General features: G+C 39.4%; 14 protein-coding genes and 1 pseudogene. 12 read left to right on the forward strand and 3 right to left on the reverse strand.

The annotated features are described in order from the left end of the window. Positions 1-12 precede the first annotated feature (12 nt). The 6 genes from MUB24_RS18825 (at position 13) to MUB24_RS18845 (ending at position 6502) form a co-directional block, all read left to right on the forward strand. Positions 13-909 (forward strand): carbohydrate ABC transporter permease, encoded by an 897-nt coding sequence (locus MUB24_RS18825; RefSeq protein WP_244706820.1) that lies wholly within the window; start codon positions 13-15, stop codon positions 907-909. 172 nt (positions 910-1081) lie between these two features. Continuing rightward, positions 1082-2629, forward strand: coding sequence for an arylsulfatase (locus MUB24_RS18830; protein WP_244706822.1), 1548 nt, complete (start codon positions 1082-1084; stop codon positions 2627-2629). Between the two features lie 100 nt (positions 2630-2729). Beyond that, positions 2730-4247, forward strand: coding sequence for a sulfatase family protein (locus MUB24_RS18835; protein ID WP_244706824.1), 1518 nt, complete (start codon positions 2730-2732; stop codon positions 4245-4247). A 202-nt stretch (positions 4248-4449) separates the two neighbouring features. Continuing rightward, complete coding sequence (locus tag MUB24_RS18840) at positions 4450-5409, forward strand: glycoside hydrolase family 43 protein (protein ID WP_244706826.1); 960 nt, start codon at positions 4450-4452, stop codon at positions 5407-5409. 173 nt (positions 5410-5582) lie between these two features. After that, positions 5583-5705, forward strand: a complete 123-nt coding sequence (locus tag MUB24_RS23335) for a hypothetical protein (RefSeq protein ID WP_280517068.1) — start codon at positions 5583-5585, stop codon at positions 5703-5705. A gap of 167 nt (positions 5706-5872) precedes the next feature. Further along, the gene (locus MUB24_RS18845) at positions 5873-6502 is read left to right on the forward strand and encodes a fumarylacetoacetate hydrolase family protein (RefSeq protein WP_244706827.1); all 630 of its coding nucleotides are present in this window, start codon (positions 5873-5875) and stop codon (positions 6500-6502) included. A 490-nt stretch (positions 6503-6992) separates the two neighbouring features. Here MUB24_RS18845 and MUB24_RS18850 read toward each other — a convergent pair. Beyond that, a pseudogene (locus tag MUB24_RS18850) lies at positions 6993-9184 on the reverse strand (ATP-dependent helicase). Positions 9185-9501: 317 nt separating this feature from the next. Here MUB24_RS18850 and MUB24_RS18855 point away from each other — a divergent pair. Genes MUB24_RS18855 through MUB24_RS18870 form a run of 4 tightly spaced genes read left to right on the forward strand, consistent with a single transcriptional unit; the run spans position 9502 to position 13424 of the window. Further along, positions 9502-10554, forward strand: a complete 1053-nt coding sequence (locus MUB24_RS18855; RefSeq protein WP_244706829.1) for an iron-siderophore ABC transporter substrate-binding protein — start codon at positions 9502-9504, stop codon at positions 10552-10554. Continuing rightward, positions 10547-11587 carry a FecCD family ABC transporter permease gene (locus MUB24_RS18860; RefSeq protein ID WP_244706846.1) on the forward strand — a complete coding sequence of 347 codons (1041 nt, stop codon included), beginning with the start codon at positions 10547-10549 and terminating at the stop codon, positions 11585-11587. Before MUB24_RS18855 ends, MUB24_RS18860 begins: the two co-directional genes overlap by 8 nt. Continuing rightward, positions 11584-12621, forward strand: a complete 1038-nt coding sequence (locus MUB24_RS18865) for a FecCD family ABC transporter permease (RefSeq protein ID WP_244706831.1) — start codon at positions 11584-11586, stop codon at positions 12619-12621. Before MUB24_RS18860 ends, MUB24_RS18865 begins: the two co-directional genes overlap by 4 nt. Continuing rightward, complete coding sequence (locus MUB24_RS18870; protein ID WP_244706833.1) at positions 12621-13424, forward strand: ABC transporter ATP-binding protein; 804 nt, start codon at positions 12621-12623, stop codon at positions 13422-13424. Before MUB24_RS18865 ends, MUB24_RS18870 begins: the two co-directional genes overlap by 1 nt. A 224-nt stretch (positions 13425-13648) precedes the next feature. On the opposite strand, the gene MUB24_RS18875 is transcribed toward MUB24_RS18870, so the two are convergent. After that, positions 13649-15034, reverse strand: a complete 1386-nt coding sequence (locus MUB24_RS18875) for an amino acid permease (protein WP_244706836.1) — start codon at positions 15032-15034, stop codon at positions 13649-13651. Between the two features lie 291 nt (positions 15035-15325). On the opposite strand from MUB24_RS18875, the gene MUB24_RS18880 reads away from it, so the two are divergent. Together MUB24_RS18880 and MUB24_RS18885 are read left to right on the forward strand one after the other, a co-directional pair. Next, complete coding sequence (locus MUB24_RS18880; RefSeq protein ID WP_244706838.1) at positions 15326-16309, forward strand: Gfo/Idh/MocA family protein; 984 nt, start codon at positions 15326-15328, stop codon at positions 16307-16309. Positions 16310-16524: 215 nt separating this feature from the next. Next, positions 16525-16992, forward strand: coding sequence for a hypothetical protein (locus MUB24_RS18885; RefSeq protein WP_244706840.1), 468 nt, complete (start codon positions 16525-16527; stop codon positions 16990-16992). Between the two features lie 89 nt (positions 16993-17081). Here MUB24_RS18885 and MUB24_RS18890 read toward each other — a convergent pair whose 3' ends face one another. Beyond that, positions 17082-18503 carry an AAA family ATPase gene (locus MUB24_RS18890; protein WP_244706842.1) on the reverse strand — a complete coding sequence of 474 codons (1422 nt, stop codon included), beginning with the start codon at positions 18501-18503 and terminating at the stop codon, positions 17082-17084. Between the last annotated feature and the right edge of the window lie 340 nt (positions 18504-18843).

The raw sequence follows: 18843 nt of genomic DNA on the forward strand, positions 1-18843 counted from the left end.
GTGGGGGTGAGTATGATTACAACGATTAACCCAAAATTCTCAGAAGATAAGGTTTTTAATATTGTCATTTACACGATTGCGATTATGATTATTGCCATTGTTTTGTATCCACTCATTTTTGTTGTAAGTGCATCATTTAGTGATCCCCATAAGATCCTCAATGGAGAGGTGTGGTTATATCCAAAAGGGTTTACATTCGATGCTTATACAAAGGTATTTCAAGATGGGCGGATTTGGAACAGCTATAAAAACACAGTTGTATATACAGTATTAGGAACATTTATTAATATAATATTAACCACTTTACTTGCATATCCGTTGTCAAGAAAAGATTTGCCAGGAAGAAATATCTTTATGTTTATTATTGTTTTTACAATGTTCTTCCAGGGAGGAATCATTCCGACCTACTTAATTGTACAAAACCTGGGGATGATTGATACTATTTGGGCTTTGGTCATTCCAAATGCGATCGCAACCTATAATGTGATTGTTATGCGTACATTTTTCCAAAGTAGTATTCCTTGGGAATTACAAGAAGCGGCTTTAATAGACGGCTGCAGTAATTTTAAACTGTTTCTGAAGATTATTCTACCTTTATCAAAGCCAATTATTGCCGTGATGGTTCTTTTTTACGCGGTGGGTCACTGGAATTCCTATTTTGACGCCTTAATTTATTTAGAACGTGATCATCTATACCCCCTGCAAATTATTTTAAGGGAAATACTCATTCAAAATCAGTCTTCTATGGAAAATGCTGTTTTGGACTTTGAGATGGCGAATCAGGTAATGTTGGCTGAAAGTATGAAGTATGCGGTTATTGTCATTGCTAGTTTACCTGTTATTGTGATGTATCCATTTGTACAAAAGCACTTTGTTAAAGGGGTTATGATCGGTTCTATTAAAGGATGATTGTAGCTAAAAAACTAGTGTTCTTTTAATTGTAACGAATTGCATCCTGAAGTATTGCCGTAACACTTTTTCTTTCTCTCAAGCATTCGATGCAGATGCTTAAGTTCAGTTATTTCAAAAAATAGTGTCTACAATACAATTTGATCATGAAGAAACATTTGGAGGGATGTATATGCCTATAGAAAAACCGAATATTTTATTGATATTAGCCGATGATTTAGGGTTCTCCGATTTGGGGAGCTTTGGTAGTGAGATTCAAACTCCCCATTTGGATCAGCTTGCAGAAGGAGGATTACGGTTTACACAATTTTATAATTCCGCACGTTGTTGCCCCAGTAGGGCATCATTGTTAACGGGCTTATATCCTCATCAAGCTGGTGTGGGGGAAATGACAGAAGATCATGAGACTCCCGGTTATCGTGGATTTTTAAAAGATCAATGTGTCACGCTTGCAGAGGTGTTAAAGGAAGCGGGGTATCATACTTACCTATCAGGAAAATGGCATGTTGGGAAAAAGGGACCGATCGAGCGCGGCTTTGATGATTTCTATGGAATGTTAGGTGGGTTTTCAAGCTTCTGGGATCAAAAAGATTATAGCCGTCTGCCTGAAGATCGGCCGAAAAGGCATTATCGGGATGGAGAATTTTACGCAACAGATGCTATTACGGATTATGCTTTAGATTTTCTTGAAGATTCGCGTTCTGATGAGCGGCCGTATTTTCTTTATCTTTCCTATAATGCTCCTCATTTTCCACTCCAAGCACCGAAGGAGGAGATTGCTAAGTATGAAAGGATCTACGAAAAGGGATGGGATCGGATTCGCGAAGATCGGCTAGAACGAATGAAAAGGTTAAAGATTGTAGGAGAAAATACGCCATTAACCCCTCGGTCAGAGTACTGGAATCGAGATCGAGATATTCAAGGTACAAATCCTGCATGGGACTCCATTGATCCAGATCGGCAAAAGGACTTAGTGAAAAGAATGGCCATTTATGCAGCTATGGTAGACCGGATGGATCAAAATATTGGCCGAGTCTTCGATGATTTACGTAAAAATGGCGAGTTGGAGAATACGCTTATTTTATTTTGCTCTGATAATGGGGCATGTGCGGAGTGGGACCCATGGGGATTTGATAACTGGATCACAACCTCTAATTTTTTACACCGAAAAGCGGATCTAGATAAGATGGGAGGACCGGATTCCTACCATAGCTATGGTTCGGGCTGGGCAAACGCATGTAGCACGCCACTTCGGTTGTATAAGCACTATGGACACGAAGGTGGAATTAGCACTCCATTGTTAGCCCATTGGCCTGAAGTCATTAAACGTCAAGGAGAGATTGATCACCAACCTGGTCATTTTATTGATATTATGACCACGTTTGTTGATATTACAAATGCTTCCTATCCTGACCAATATAGAGGACATCAAATTCTGCCGATGGAAGGGGAAAGTCTAGTCCCCGCCTTTTTAGGAGAGACAAGGCAAGAGCGAACATTCTGTTTTGAACATGAGCAGCACTGCGGTGTTCGGCAGGGTCCATGGAAACTATCAAAAATAAAAGAGGGAGATTGGGAACTTTATAATATTGACAATGACCGAACCGAAATGCATAACTTGAGAGATCAGCATCCAGAACTAGTGATGAAGTTAAAAAAGGTCTGGGAAGATTGGGCTGAGAGGACAGATGTGTATCCGCGCAGAGTAATGAGTAAATAATTTATTCAATCGTAATAGCACTAGTACATCTTTTTCTTTCACAGAAAAATTAAAGCTGAAATGTAAAAGGAGTATCTATGTGGGAGTGGAGGTCTAGCAAGTGAAAAAACAGAAAAAACCTAACATCCTGTTCATTTCAACGGATCAACAACATTGGAATACCATTCATGCATTAGGGAATGAAACAATAAATACCCCAAACCTAGATCGATTGGTAGAGGAAGGAATTGCCTTTGAAAGGACATATGTTGCAAGTCCTGTTTGTTCCCCAAGTCGCTCTTCCATTATAACAGGAGAATATCCTTCAAGGCATAAATGCTGGAATATAGGTGTTGAATTAGATGAAAATAGAACAACCATTGGTCATTTAATGGCGGAAAATGGATATGCGACAGGATTGTTTGGAAAAGCTCATTTTAAACCAGTGCTAAAAGAGGGTAGCTTTGAAGCTCCTCCACATATACATGATCGGGAATTTTGGAAAGCATGGCAGGGGCCGTACTACGGGTTTGGAAGAGTTGCAATGGTTCACGGACATTCTGATGAAGACTCTTCGCACGGTATGCATTATGGGGCATGGTTAGTCGAACAGGGAATTGATCCTTCACAATATTTTGGGCCTGGTGGCGGATATCGTGAAGGTTCTTGGGATTTACCGGAGGAGTACCATTACACCCGTTGGACGGCGAATCAGACGATGGATTTTATTGAAAATAGGGGGGATGATAAGCCATTTTTAGCTTGGTGTAGCTTTCAAGATCCGCACAATGCTTTTTTATGCCCAGAACCCTGGAACAGTATGTACGATCCTGATCAAATGCCTCCGTTTGTTGAAAAAAAGGGAGAAATGGTTGATAAGCCACTTATTCATCAATGTCTTATTGAGGATCGGATGAATGAACTTGATATTGATGTTACATCAGATCCAGGACATAATACGGGGGGAGTTCAGTGTTTAGGCCATACCAATGAAAAGCTCGGTTATGATAGAGCAAGAAAATGGCTTGCGTCTTATTATGGAATGATTAGCCTTATCGACTATCATATCGGACGAATTTTAGAGAAATTAGATCATTTAGGCTTAGCAGAAGACACATTGGTTATTTTTACCTCTGATCATGGTGACTATGCTGGTAATCATGGTTTCTGGCTAAAGGGGCCGATCCATTATGATGATATTTTACGTGTTCCGTTTCTAGTGCGTTGGAAAGGGGAACTACCGGCAGGAAAAAGATCTAATTCACTTATTAGTTTGGTAGACTTGGCCCCAACATTTCTAGAGGCTGCCGGAATAGAGAAAGCTCCTTCCATGCAGGGAACTAGTCAATTGAATACAATGTATCAGCCTGATCAAGCTACACGAGATTGGTGTTTAGTTGAAAATCGTGCAGAACCTAGCTTTTATGTAAAAACACTTGTGACAAATCGATATAAGCTAAATTATTTTCTTGATCGAGGCGAAGGTGAACTTTACGATCTTAAAGAAGATCCAAATGAATTTGTTAATTTGTATAACAAAGAGGACTACGCAGAGATTAAGCTGAAAATGTTTCAAAAGTTAGTGGATATCTACGGTGAGCTAGAAAAACCGATCCCACCTAGACAAAGCTTTGCATAAATTGCCTCGATTTGGAGCGGATCCTTTTTGGTGAGTCAGACGGTAAAGCTATATTTAAAGAGACTTTTCGTGACCGTAGGATTTATCAAGATGAACCACATAGATTATCTGTTTCGAACTCAAAAAAGTAGATTTATTGATGAAGTTTTATTTTGGGATACCTGAAATTAGATTTTAACTAAAAGATTAAAGGAGCATTACCATGACTAAAGACACGTTTCAAAACCCATTAATGGATCCAGGGGCGGATCCGTGGGTTTATAAAGATGATGATATGTATTATTTCATGGCTACTAGAAGAACTCATCTCGACTTATGGAAATCTCCTACATTGAGTGGTATTGCCAATGGGGAATGTAAGACGATCTGGACTCCGCCAGAAGAAGGGATCAATAGCCACTACCTATGGGCCCCGGAGATTCATAAAGTAAATGGCACTTGGTATGTGTATTTTACTGCAAATGATGGAAAAGACGGAAAGGACGGTGACATGGCACGGAAAATCTTTGTTTTGGAAAATTCCTCGCAAAACCCCTTTGAAGGGGAGTGGATAGAGCGGGGCTATGTTAACACGGAACACCCTGGATTAGATGGAACGGTCTTCGAGAATAATGGAAAGTGGTACTTCGTTTATGCGGGGTATGGAAACTTTCCAGCCTATGGTTCGGCCCTTTATATTGCGGAAATGGCTAATCCTTGGACATTGACTGGACCGAATGTATTAATATCAAGTCCGGAATACGAATGGGAAGTGCAAGGGGGACTGGCTGTAAATGAAGGACCCGTCATGTTGAAAAGAAATGGTAAGCTCTTCTTAGTATATTCGGCAAGCGCCACCTGGTCTGATGACTATTCACTTGGTATGTTAACGGCCTCTGAAGAAGCTGATGTATTAAATGCTCAGTCTTGGGATAAATCGCCTCACCCTGTTTTCAAAAAATCAGAGGAAAATGGGGTGTTTGCACCAGGACACAATGGTTTTACACAGTCTCCAGACGGGACAGAGGATTGGATTGTCTATCATGCCATTCCTGAATCGGAAGGTGGAAGCAGTCGGCGCAGCACGCGCATTCAAAAATTCGGATGGAAAGCGGATGGTACACCTGATTTCGGGATTCCGTTACCAACTTCAGACCCGATTCAAGTACCTTCGGGAGAGTGAGTGGCAGTAAATTCTTTATGCTAAAATGATCGCTAATATGAAAATATATTGAAAAACACCAACACAAACGGTTTAAATAACTAGTCAGGAAAGTAAAGTTGATATAAATAAAGATTCGCAAAAGGCAAACAAAACAGGGACAGTGAATCTTAAAAAGTATCAGCGGGAAAATAATGAACGAAGCAAGTGGAGAAATAAGTGTTGCTTTTCCCCACTTGCTTTTTTTTGTGAAGGTTGAAGAAGAGGGAGAGTATGTTAAAATTGAAGCGAATGTAGACTTTAAAGTACTAAAATGAATCCACCTTAATGGTTATTATTTCCTTTTCTGTTTAGTAGAATGACAGAAACGGTGAATAACAGACCAAAATGTAGTCATCTGTCAACACATTTAGCCCTCTTCTTCGAAAAAACAGCTTATTTTATTAAATAAATGAGGCTGGGACAAACCTGAAAGGTGATGAAAATGGAATTTCGTAATATATTTTGCATTGGTCGTAATTATGTTGATCATGCGGTCGAGCTGGGCAATGATGTGCCAGACCAACCAATGGTTTTTTCAAAACCTCTGAATTCTTTAGTATATGCGGATGGGAAGGAGATCCATTATCCAGGAAATCGAGGAGAGATCCATCATGAGCTTGAGGTTGTTTTATACATCGGGAAAGACATGACAGATGAAGATTTTTGGGTCGATGAAATTGTGTCGAAGATGGCGCTTGGGATTGATTTGACTTTAAGAGATGTGCAATCCGAATTGAAAAAGAAGGGGCATCCATGGCTTTTAGCGAAGGGATTTAAGAATGCAGCGATTGTAACAGAATTTTGGGATTTTCCTGGGGAGGCTGTTTGTAGGGAAAGGGATTTCTGCTTGTTACGGGATGGAAAGACGGTGCAAAAGGGAAATATCACATCTATGATCTTCTCTTTTCGAACCATTTTGGCGTATATTCAAGCAAACTTTGGCTTAAAGAAAGGAGATATCATTTTTACAGGAACTCCTGAAGGGGTAGGTCCTATTTCCAATGGTGAAAAGTACGAATTGCGGTGGGGAGAGGAATCAAAAGGAGGTTTTGGCATTCGTATGAACGAATAAACGACACATTTCAAAACGTGCCATCTGCTTAAAAATTCAAACGAGGTTCTTACTCTGCCAACATAAGGTTGGTTTGTGTACTCCTTTTTTTCCTGAGTCACCGGGAATCATTTCTCAGCCAGCTTCTCGTTCTAACATCCGCAGGCTGGCTGATGATTCAAAAGGCGAATCAAAGTGCCCTATACATAACAAATCGTAACCTCGGTTGATGATAACTTTTAAAGTTTGGTCACATTGCTGCATATAGACTACAAAGCTCTTTAACAAAAATGGTCATGTTGTTTGTAAATGCTTTAAATTCTTCACTCCTTGGAATTCGTCGGTTCTATCAAATGATTCTCTATCGGTGAACGGAAATCCTTTTAAAGCGTCCAAAATGTCTTATGCATAAAAGAGAGATCACTTCTCTACACCTCCAAAGTGCTAAATTTCGGTAATATAAGACAAAGACCGGGACGTGCCGGGCATCATCTTTATTCCATGGTCGCCTCTAATCCACCGCTTCAAGCAGTCCATTTTCTAGGCAAGTTGCGACAGATAATGTTTTAGAATATTTTGCAAAGCGAATGTCCAAAATGTCATCTGTACATGTGATGATTTCCCCTGTTCCAAATACACGATGTTTGACTTTGAGTCCTGTCTTGAGGGTCGCTGGCTCTTTTATCGCATTGGGGTTATAGGGGATTTTGCTTTTCCAACCTTTGCCTTTGATTTCCACCATTACCGTTTTATTTGGTTTAGGTTGATAGCTTTCAGGTGGCTTGATGATGTTTTTGATGTCCAGAACAAATTTAGAGGGACCGACAGCTTTTCCAAATCTCTTATTGTAAAAAAGTAATTCTAAATCTGTTTTTGCTCTTGTCATTCCCACATAGAAAAGACGTACAGCTTCCTCCATATCTTCCTTTTTTCCTTCTTTGAATTGATCTTCCTCTGATTGGGAAGGAATCACTCCCTTTATTAAATCAATCAAATAGACCTTTTCAAATTCCAATCCCTTCGAACTATGGAAGGTGGAGAGAGTGATAGCATTTTTCTGCTTATTATATTTGGATGTCTTTAAGAGAGTTTCCAAATGGTTCAGTCGGTTTGCAAATTCCACCATTGAATGGGTTGATTTAGAAATTTCCTCGATTGTGTTTAATACTTCTACTAAATAATCGATGTTAAAACCAAGTTTTTCTGACATATTACGAAGAACTTGCTCATAGCCAAAATCTTCTCGAATCATCTGAATCACATGAAAGGGCGACTTCTTTTGTATGTGTTTGTAGCGCTTTTGGCAATCTTGTATTTTTTTCCTTTGCCAGTCTTTTAAATCGATAAATTTGCGTAAATTGGTAAAGACTGATTGGTTGTTTTGTAGTTGCTGCAGCTTGGTGATGTCTGACTTTTTAAGAAAAAAGTTAAATTTCGAATAGATCTTGGCAAAAATATCAACACGTCGAACGTCATAGGCTAAGCGCATGAAATTTAATAGGTCTTCGACAACCCAATGGCTGAAAAAACGGTTATTCGAGTCCTTCATATAAAAAGGAATACCAGCCTTGTCCAAAGCATCTATAAGCAAAATCGATGACGCATTATTTCGATATAAAACCGCGATCTCTCGCAGGTTTTCTGCTTTTGAGATCTGTTCCACCAAATACTTGGATTGATCGGTATAATCGGATAATCTTTTCAAATGTATCGGCGTATGAGATGGGTTTTCTGTAAACATGTTTTTGTCATAGCGATTTTTATTTTGTTTGATAAAGGTATTAGCTGTACTCACAATCTCTTGAGATGACCGATAATTTTGCTCCATCATCAAAATTTGCGCATCTGGATACACTTTCTGGAAATCAAGTAAATATTGCGGTTCAGCGGCCCGCCAGCTATAAATCGATTGATCATCATCTGCCACCACACATAGATTTTGGTGGGATTCGACTAATTTCTCGATGATCGCATGCTGAACCAATGATGTATCCTGACTCTCATCTGTTAGCAGATAATCATATTTTCGTTGGTATTTGGACAATAACATTTGATCTGTTTCAAAAGCCTGATGGGCGATCGTGAGCATATCATCATAATCAACTAACAGTTGATCTGTTCCCGTCTTTTTGAAATACTCGTATTTTTTAAAAATCTGTAAGGCATTTGGAACATCACATGGAATAGAAGACCACTTTTCTACAGGAATTAGTTTGTTTTTAAGCAAACTGATATAAGTCAAGAGTTCCTCCAATTGATCCTCTGTGATTGCCTTCTGATGGAATGATTTATATAGATCGCGCAGGAGGATTTTTTTGTTGAATGTAGGCTGATCGGTCCCTTCTATCAACTGATAGTCAATCCCTTTTTTGTAAAAATGTTCTCGTACCACTTGAAAGGCCAAGCTATGAATCGTTGAAAATTCTACGGGTGGGAGTTTAGGGAAAATCGTCTATACCGATCTTTCATATCATTCGCGGATGCATTACTAAAGGTAACCGCCTTGATTCGTGACGGGTCAATCCCAACGACCTCGATTAAATAACCAATCTTCATAATGATCGTCGTCGTTTTACCGGAACCTGGGGAAGCTAAAAGCAATAACGGCCCTCCTGTATGCAAAACGGCTTTTTTCTGAACATCATTGAGCCGAACCCCTAATTCTTCTTTCTTCCTACTGAAAAATTCTTCACTTGAATGCATACTGATACGATCCTTTCTTTCCCTTCAAGCTTTACTCGTCCTTCTGCAATAGGATTCCCATCGATTCAGTGGGAAATAACTTAATTACACCATTTTATCATAAAATTACGGCTGAAGAGGACTAAATGGTAGAAAATTTCTATCTGATCAAAGGTTATGTATACCTGTTTGACAGCAAATCAAAAACCAAGTATTATGATTGAGAATGATAATCATCGAGAAGGTGAGGCGGATGGTTACCTTTAAAAAAGCATTCATAAACATAGTTGCTCAGAACGAATTAAAAATATACTTTGTAACAAGAAAGGACTTCACATATGCAAAAAAAACGAAAAATGCCATTCATAGTCATCCTACTATTTTCAGTTATGGCCATTCTATCACTAGTAGGTTGTTCAAGCCAGTCATCATCTGAATCTGATAAAATGAAATCTGCTTCTTCAAAGGTAGATTCCGAATATCCAATCAAAATTAAACACGCTTTAGGCGAAACTACTATTAAAAGTAAGCCGAAACGAGTAGTTACAATTCAATGGGGAAACCAGGATATTGCTTTGGCTCTTGGTGTTGTTCCCGTGGGTTTTTCGGCAGCCAATTTTGGTGTGCAAGATGATAGTGGTCTTTTACCTTGGACAGCAGAAAAGTTAGAGGAACTTGATGAAAAAAAACCGAATGTTTTCCAAGATACAGATGGTCTTGATTTTGAAGCAATTTCAGATGCAGAACCAGATGTTATTCTTGCTGCTTACTCTGGTATCACGCAAGAAGATTATGATACTCTTTCTGAAATTGCTCCAGTGGTCGCTTATCCAAAAGCACCTTGGGCAACAACTTGGCGCGAACAAGTTGAATGGAATGCAGCCGGTATGGGCATGAAAGAAGAAGGTGCACAGTTAATTAAAGATACTGAAGATATGATCAAGGAAAAATTAAGCAAATATCCTCAAATCGAAGGGAAAAAAGTGGTTTGGGTTAACTTTTCAGCGAATGATTTATCTAAACTGCATATTTATACACCAATCGACTCACGTGGCGCATTTTTGCAGGAATTAGGAATGGAGTACCCTAAAAGTGTTATAGAACAAATAAAAGATCCTAACAGTTATTCTCTAGAATTAAGCGCTGAAAATGTTGAGGCTCTTTATGATGCTGATTTAATTGTTGGATATGGGAATGATGATTTATATAATACGATTAAAGCAGATCCATTACTTGGAAAAATTCCTGCTATTAAAAGAGGTTCAGTCGCGTTTATTGAAAGTGATACACCTTTAGTTGCTGCGGGAACGCCAACCCCACTTTCAATTAAATATACGATTGATGAGTACTTAGAGTTAATAGGTGGGGCTATTGACAAAAAAAATGAGTAGTTCCTCTGTTTCTAAACATAAGTGGCTAGGCTTTCATGTTCCAACAAACTTTAAGCTTATCATTATCATTTCTATCATTTTATTAATTGCATGCATGATAGTTTCCCTTTCTTTGGGTGCCCGTGTAGTAAGTTTTCAGGAATTAATAGATGGTTTGTTTAATCAGAATATAGATTCCTATGGCGCAAATGTAGTGCGTAAACGATTGTCACGAACAATTTTCAGCTTATTATGTGGAGTAGCATTGGGAGTAGCTGGAGCACTGATGCAAGCTGTAACTCGAAATCCACTTGCAGATCCTAGCATACTAGGGGTAAATACCGGGGCAGCATTATTTGTTATTGGTGGAATTGCATTCTTAAATATTAGCACGGCGAATCAATATATTTGGTTAGCTTTAATCGGGGCAGCATTAACGGCGGCATTCGTATTTGGGATCGGTTCGATAGGGAGAGGTGGAGCCACACCAATTAAACTAGTTTTAGCTGGAGCGGCTACAAGTGCAGCTCTTTCATCTCTCGTCACTATTATTATGATCCCCAATGCTTATGCCATGGATCAATTCAGATTTTGGCAATTAGGTAGTGTTGGTTCTGCAACTTGGAGCTCAATCATCACGTTTTTGCCCTTTCTGATTACTGGAATACTGATTGCGTTTATGACGGCTCCAGCACTTAACGCTCTCGCATTAGGAGATGATGTTGCGACAGGACTCGGTGTCCGACCAGGATTTTTACGTCTTTTATCGGCCGCAGGAGGTGTTATTTTGTGTGGGGCAGCTACTGCATTAGCAGGTCCAATCGGGTTTATTGGTCTTTTATCTACACATGTTCTGCGGCTTATTCTTGGCCCTGATTTACGTTTTTTAATCCCTATGTCAGCTATCACAGGTGCCATTATTTTAACGTTGTCTGATGTAGTTGGTCGATTGATAGCCAGTCCTGGAGAACTCGAAGTCGGTGTAGTGACTGCATTTATAGGCGCACCAATCCTCATTATATTAGCTAAAAAATCGAAAGTGCGGTTATTATGAGAAATCAATCTGTTGAAGTTACGTTTATTATGGCGGGAATGAGGCGAAGGCGTCAGCGTTGGATACTCGTTACTTGCTTACTTACAATCTTAACTTGCATCCTTTGTTGTGCTATGCTTTTACTTGGAAACACCATTTACCCCATTGAAGAGGTCATTCGCTCACTTTCAGGAGAACAAATGGCAGGTGTTTCTTTTGCGGTGAATACGATCCGTCTTCCAAGAATGTTAGCGGGTCTTTTTGCAGGATTCGCCTTCGGTATTGGAGGATACATTTTTCAAACGATATTGCGAAATCCACTTGCAAATCCAAACGTATTGGGGATTACATCTGGCTCCAGCGCTGCAGCCGTTTTATGTATCACTGTGTTTCATACAAGCAACACGGTTGTTTCTATCGCTTCAATCATTGCGGGTCTTATTACCGTAATCGCTATGTATGTATTATCTCGAGGAAAATCCTTTTCGATTGGTCGATTAATTCTTGTTGGAATAGGAATACAGGCTATGCTTGATGCAATAATATCCTATCTTCTCTTAATTAGTGCACAACAAGATATTCCAGCAACGCTTAGATGGCTTAACGGCAGTCTCAATGGAGCTCAAATAGAAGAATTGCCCCCACTGATGATAACAGTTATAATCTTTACTTTTGTTCTTATCCTATTAGGAAAGCATTTAAATATGTTAGAACTTGGTGAGCATATGGCTTCTTCCTTAGGGGTCGCGACAGATAAGACGAGAATTTTGCTGATTGTATGTTCTGTCTTGTTAATTGCCATTGCAACAGCAACAACTGGTCCGATTGCCTTTGTCTCCTTTCTTGCAGGACCGATTGCGAATAGATTAGTCGGAGTTAGTTTCTCTAATATTGTGCCAGCAGGTCTTGTAGGTGCTAGCTTAGTTTTGCTGGCAGATTTAATTGGCCAGTTTGCTTTTGCGTACAGGTTTCCTGTAGGCGTCATAACGGGATTACTTGGAGCGCCCTATCTAATCTTGTTATTAATCCGAATGAACCGAAAGGGAGAATTATAATGAAAACAGTACATGGTTTTCGAGCCGAAAAGGTAATATCGGGCTATGACAATAAAACGATTATACAAGGGATTGATCTTGAAATACCGAGTAATAAATTAAGTGTCATTATCGGGGCAAACGGTTGTGGGAAGTCCACGCTATTAAAAACACTAGCCAAACTTATTAAGCCTTCATCCGGAGAAATTACACTTGATGGGAAAGTAATGAGCAAAATTCCACCGAAGCAACTAGCTAGAGTTCTAGGCATTTTACCTCAATCCCCTGTTGTTCCAGAAGGAATAACGGTAGCCGATTTAATTGGGCGGGGGCGATTCCCTCACCAGTCTTTGCTGAGTGGATGGTCGAAAAAGGACTATAAAGCCGTTGCGGAAGCGATGGAAATCATGAATATCACTGAATTTGCAAATCATGATATTGATGAGCTATCAGGAGGTCAAAGACAGCGTGTTTGGATTGCGATGGCTTTAGCGCAGCAGACGGATATTTTATTTCTTGATGAGCCAACCACTTTTCTAGATATCACGTATCAGGTGGAAATTTTAGATTTGCTCACAGACCTTAATCGAAATTATGGCACGACCATTGTGATGGTTCTTCATGATATCAACCTATCAGCGCGCTATGCGGATTATATATTTGCACTTCAAAAAGGAAAACTTGTCGCACAAGGCGAGCCATCAGATATTATTACAAGTACATTAGTAAAAGATATTTTTGGACTTGATTGTACTGTGATTAATGACCCTATTTCAGCTACTCCTTTAGTTGTGCCAAAAGGCAGATATCACGTAAAAGCATAGTTTCTAGTTTTATCAATAAAAACTTCCAAGTTTGAAAACGCGTAAGAGCGAACCAGCATAGTTTTTTTATAGGGAAGATGTTTGTTTTGAATAAAGTCACAATGAAATACGGATAGACCCCCAATTTAATACTATTTTTATTATATTCGTTTCTTTATCAGAATTGGATGGTAAAAAAATCTCACCTAAAAGGTAAAAATGCTTTTTTTAGAATCGTCTGTTTCTTAATTACCTACTTTTGCTTTCTTATACCCGTAGCTCAAATAGATGACTAACCCAATTGCTAGCCAAATAGTAAAGCGGAGGATAGTAAACAAAGGAAGGCTGAATATTAATACAAGGGACCCCCCAATGCCAATAATACCAACAAGCCATAAGGCAGGTACTTTAAATATTCTTGGTTCATCTGGTCGAGTATAACGCAAAATAATGACGCTTACAGTAGTTAAAGCAAAAGCTGTTAATCCTCCAATATTTGCGAATTCCGCTAATTCCCCAATGGATAGGAAACCGGATAAAATAATGCCTGTAGCAATCACAATAATGGTAGAAAGTACTGGAACCCCAGTTTTCTTCCTTGTTTGAGCAATTCGTTCCGGAAGAAGTCCATCACGACTCATCGCAAATAAAACGCGTGTTGCACTTGTCGTATTTGCAATCATCGTGGCTAATAAACCAAAAATAACCGCTACCGCTACAATAGCCCCTCCCCATTGAATCCCTACTTGCTGAAGTGCAAAGACGGTCGGGTCTGGTACATCTAATTTCGTATAAGGAACCATACCAGTAAGGACCAGTGCAACAAGTGCATAGATTACCGTTAAGACAGTAAGCCCTCCAATTAGTGCCTTGGGAATGGATTTTTGTGGGTTTTTCACCTCTTCCAATACGGTAGTGACCCCGTCAAATCCTGTAAATGCAAAGAAAACCAATGCTGCTCCCGTCATCACTCCGGACCAGCCAAATGGAGTAAGGGGGTTCCAGTTAATAGGCGTAATGTTAAAAGACCCAATAACAACAAAGAGCAAAATGGCTCCTACTTTTGCAAGCGTAAACAAAGTGTTCGTTTTTCCCACATTTTTAATTCCACTTAGCGTAACCCATGCAACAATTAACCATCCTACAACTGCTGGAAGATTAACAACTCCCTGATGAGCGATATCTTTCGTCAATATTTCGGGTAGGTGGATACCTATAGATTGAAGAAATGAGTTCGCATATCCACTCCATCCAACTGCTACAGTGCTTGCTACAACTGTAAATTCTAATAATAAATCCCAACCAATGATCCAGGCAATAATTTCACCAAGCGCTATATATGAATACGTATAAGCGCTTCCTGCAACAGGCGCCATGGAAGCAAATTCCACATAGGCTAGTCCGACGGAGATGGTTACCATACCTCCAATTAGGAAAGAAAAAATAACTCCTGGACCAGCATGTAAAGCAGCAGTGGTACCTGGTAATACGAAAATACCTGCTCCTATTGTTGCTCCTAACACATAGAGCAATAATTGCCATGAATTCAATTCTCTCTTAAGTTTAAACTGTTCATTTTCAGTCATTTTTTTGGCCTGTGCAATTGATTTTTTCCTTAGAAATTTAGTCAAAAAACCAGCTCCTTCAAAACCAAAATTTACCATATAAAGATATAATATATCTTAGAAATTTTGAAGTAAAGTGTAAACCAGTCGTTTTATTCGACCCTACGCTGGCAACGGTCTAGCTACTACAGTAGACACTCCAGTTTTTCGGTCTCTGAAGAACACATCAAGGGGCAGGGGTTACTGGCGCTACTCCAATCCCAATCCTTCCAGACCCATTGTGCACAAAAATTAGAAATGCGTTTGATTATGGGTTACAATTTAAAATAGATTTATATTTTGAAAGGGGAATGGGTTATGACAGATCGTAAAATTAAATGGGGGATTATGGGAGCGGGGAATATAGCCCGTAAATTTGCTTCCGACTTAGTTCAATCAGATAATGCCGAACTGGTAGCGGTTGCGTCTAGAACAGAAGGAAAGGCGGCAACATTTGCAAACGAATTCAATATCCCACGTACCTATGATCGTTATGAGCAGTTTGTGCAAGATCAGGATGTAGAGATTGTGTATATTGGCACATTACATACACAGCATAAAGCTTGTGCGCTACAGTGCCTGAATGCAGGGAAAGCCGTTTTATGTGAGAAGCCCTTTACAATGAATGCGGAAGAGGCGGAGGAATTAATTCAGGTGGCTCGAGAAAATAACACATTTTTGATGGAAGCGATGTGGACACGTTATTTACCTGCCATTATCCAGGCGAGAAAATGGATAGAAGAAGGAAAAATTGGGGAAGTGAACATGCTGACAGCTAATTTTGGTTTTGATGTGGGCTGGTCCCCTCAAAGCCGCTTACTTGATAAGAGGCTGGGTGGCGGGGCTATGTTAGATGCAGGTATCTATCCGATTTCATTTGCTTCAATGATTTTCGGAAGGCAACCCACTTCTATTAAAAGTAGCGCCTATATAGGAGAAACGGGTGTCGATGAACGCTTTTCTGCCCTATTCGAATATCCTGATGGAAAAACCGCGATGTTGAACGCAAGTGTGCGATTAAATTTAGGGAATAATGATGCCTTTATTTATGGGACAGATGGATATATTCATTTACCAAATTTCCTTTTTGGGGATGGAGCCATTTTACATCGTCCTTCGGCAGAAAAGGAAGAGTTTAAAGATGAACGCAAGCTGCAAGGCTATATTTTTGAGGCGGAAGAAGCGATGAACTGTCTCCGAGCTGGACGAATAGAAAGTTCAGTGATGCCACTAAATGAAACACTTGATATTATGAAAACAATGGATACACTTCGTAAACAATGGGGCTTGGAATACTCGTAAGCCCAAAGGGGGACAGTCCCACTAAGTTAATCAGATAGAGGACTGTCCCTCTATCAAAGCTGTTGAATACACAAGAGAAGTTCAACGTAAATACGTGACAGGGGGAGTTTTTAGTGAGCCGATCCGTCCCGATTATATTCTTGATACCTATGATTTTGCTTGCCGCCTGTCATGCATCTTCTACTATTGATCGAAGTGAATTGGATTAGTACAAGGTGCGCCATACAAGGGATGAGACAACTCAAGATGATTTTGTTTTTCGGCTTGTTAGTGAAAAGGAAGAATATCGAGAAGGAGAAAAAGTGAAGCTCTATGGAGAAATAGAATATATTGGGGAAAAGGAAGAGGTCACAATTGTTCATTCCTCGTCTGCGATTCTAATTTCATTGGAAGAGAAGATACGTGGCTACCACATTGATGGTATCGTGCAGGACATTGGTGTTACAACCACCCTAAAAAAAGGAGAACCCTATCGAGAAAATTATGTGAAGAGCAGGGGATCCGGGCCGGAAGAAGACCCCTCATATAAAATTTTTATGGAGGACTTTCTGAAAAGAGATGACTTCCCTGCTGGCTATTACGTGGCGAAAGGCTATACAGATTTCTTTGCGAAGTCAGGGGAAGTGGGAGAACATGTCAACATAGAAGCAAATGTCGATTTTAAAGTGCTGGAAAACGACTGAGGGGCAGCTTGAGCTGCCCTGTTTTAGTGAGCGAAGGTAATTTTGCCGCAAGAATCCCGATATTCCTAAAATGAGGACCAGTTCTCTATTTATATTAATTCACATCTTTGCAGGGTGAGATAGGTGTTCGTTGAGATGAGATCCTTGCTGTCCTTTTTTAAGACATTGACAAATGGTTGTTTTTTTTCAACATGATCCCATATCCCATGCGGCACATGACGTTCACAAATGAGAGTGATTTCAGAGCGGCTGATTTTCCCTTTTAAAATTTCATAGCTTTCTTCATAGGGATTATGGGTTTCTACTAAACAACCATGCTGCTCCAGCCTCTTTTTATACTCACTTAAGAATCGAGAACCGATGATTAATACCTTAAACGGACCAAAATAAGCGTATTCCTTTGATGGTTTGCTTTTTGACACTTGTTTTTCCGGTTTATCAATCGGTTTGTTTGAACTTACTGGGTAGCATACAGTAATGGATGCCTTCCCTTCTTGAACCGTTGCTTTTACTGGTGTGTCTACTTTCAGTTCGTGTTTGCTAAGATTTTCCTTAACAGGGTATATTTGAGTACAATCATTCTCAGTAATATCGACAAAAATCCACTCGTTATTCTCCTGATTTAAATACCCAAGCCTTTCAGCCGTATGACGGGTGTGTTTGTTTTGTATCTTATATAAATACTCGCGCTTTCTTAAATGATAGTTTAGTAAATTGACACGTCGCATATACAGATAAAATACGTTATTGCGGCCACGATAAAAATGCTGAAGATTCTCTGTTGAAATAAAACCTTCAAGCAACGTAAGTAAGTCCGGCAGATGATCACTTGTCATATGCTGCTTCATATATTTCATCAAATACATTGGATTTTTAGCCGTTTGATCTTTAATATTTCGGTAAATTTGTACTTCCTTTTGCAAATGGTTGACTTCTTGCTTTAGATGACCATACTCTTCATGCGACAGTAACTCATAGTTCTTTAGCTTATGACGCAAAGAAGCATTGGAGTCTTTCAGTTGCTTGACTTGATTAGAAAGCTCTAACATTTTCTTTCCAGCCTTTAGCCCTTGTTCCTTCTCCGCTCGCATTTGAGTAATCTTGTGTGCTAAGTTTGCTCTTTTTGCTTGTTCCTCTGCAACTATTTCCTTAAGTTTCCGTACCTCTTCTTTAAGACGCTCCATTTCGGAAAGTTGCTCCGTTATGTTCCAATTGTCATATTTCAATTTCTTAATTGTTTCCTCGGATTGTTTTACTTTCTGTTTTAGCTCCTTAACGGCTTGTCTTTCCTGCATTAATTTTTTTTGTAAATTTTGTACTTCCTTTTTTTGCTTTTTGCGAAGCTTTTTCTCTTTTTCCAATTGATCCAATGGTGCAACAGGGGAGGGGGTTGCTTGCTTGTGGTGTGTTTCTTTTGTCTGCTTCATGAATTGGGCCATTAATTTTTCCTTTTGTTTTTGCCTCTGATTCCTTATCTTTTCCTGATGTTCCTGCACTATTTTAATATTCACCTGCTTCCCCTCCCCTAGGTTATAAAAATATTCACTTATTTTATCGTGGAACAATGCGATATTTGTATAATATAACTGTACATGTTTTATAGGGATAATGCCAGTGAAGAAAAGGGGATAAAGGAGTGCACCATCTTACTAACTCAAGTTTCGGAGTAAAAAAATACTCATAACTCCTTGCCATACTTGGCTTTTGATTGAAAAAAATATTAAGTAAACACACCAAATTCTACTGAAAATGAAAAATCTAATTCCCGTATGCTACAATTTTTCACACAAGCAAAGATTGGGACATTCCTGCATCAAGCTAATATACGCAAGGAAAAAGGGTTCTCACCAC

The sequence above is a fragment of the Lederbergia sp. NSJ-179 genome (assembly GCF_022867885.1).
Classification (GTDB): Bacteria; Bacillota; Bacilli; order Bacillales; family Bacillaceae_C; genus Lederbergia.

Bases quoted from the DNA above. Each gene is read 5' to 3' on its own strand.
- MUB24_RS18825 (WP_244706820.1), top strand. From the start codon at position 13: ATGATTACAACGATTAACCCAAAATTCTCAGAAGATAAGGTTTTTAAT.
- MUB24_RS23335 (WP_280517068.1), top strand. From the start codon at position 5,583: ATGAACGAAGCAAGTGGAGAAATAAGTGTTGCTTTTCCCCACTTGCTT.
- MUB24_RS18865 (WP_244706831.1), top strand. From the start codon at position 11,584: ATGAGAAATCAATCTGTTGAAGTTACGTTTATTATGGCGGGAATGAGG.
- MUB24_RS18860 (WP_244706846.1), top strand. From the start codon at position 10,547: ATGAGTAGTTCCTCTGTTTCTAAACATAAGTGGCTAGGCTTTCATGTT.
- MUB24_RS18830 (WP_244706822.1), top strand. From the start codon at position 1,082: ATGCCTATAGAAAAACCGAATATTTTATTGATATTAGCCGATGATTTA.
- MUB24_RS18840 (WP_244706826.1), top strand. From the start codon at position 4,450: ATGACTAAAGACACGTTTCAAAACCCATTAATGGATCCAGGGGCGGAT.
- MUB24_RS18880 (WP_244706838.1), top strand. From the start codon at position 15,326: ATGACAGATCGTAAAATTAAATGGGGGATTATGGGAGCGGGGAATATA.
- MUB24_RS18870 (WP_244706833.1), top strand. From the start codon at position 12,621: ATGAAAACAGTACATGGTTTTCGAGCCGAAAAGGTAATATCGGGCTAT.
- MUB24_RS18845 (WP_244706827.1), top strand. From the start codon at position 5,873: ATGGAATTTCGTAATATATTTTGCATTGGTCGTAATTATGTTGATCAT.
- MUB24_RS18855 (WP_244706829.1), top strand. From the start codon at position 9,502: ATGCAAAAAAAACGAAAAATGCCATTCATAGTCATCCTACTATTTTCA.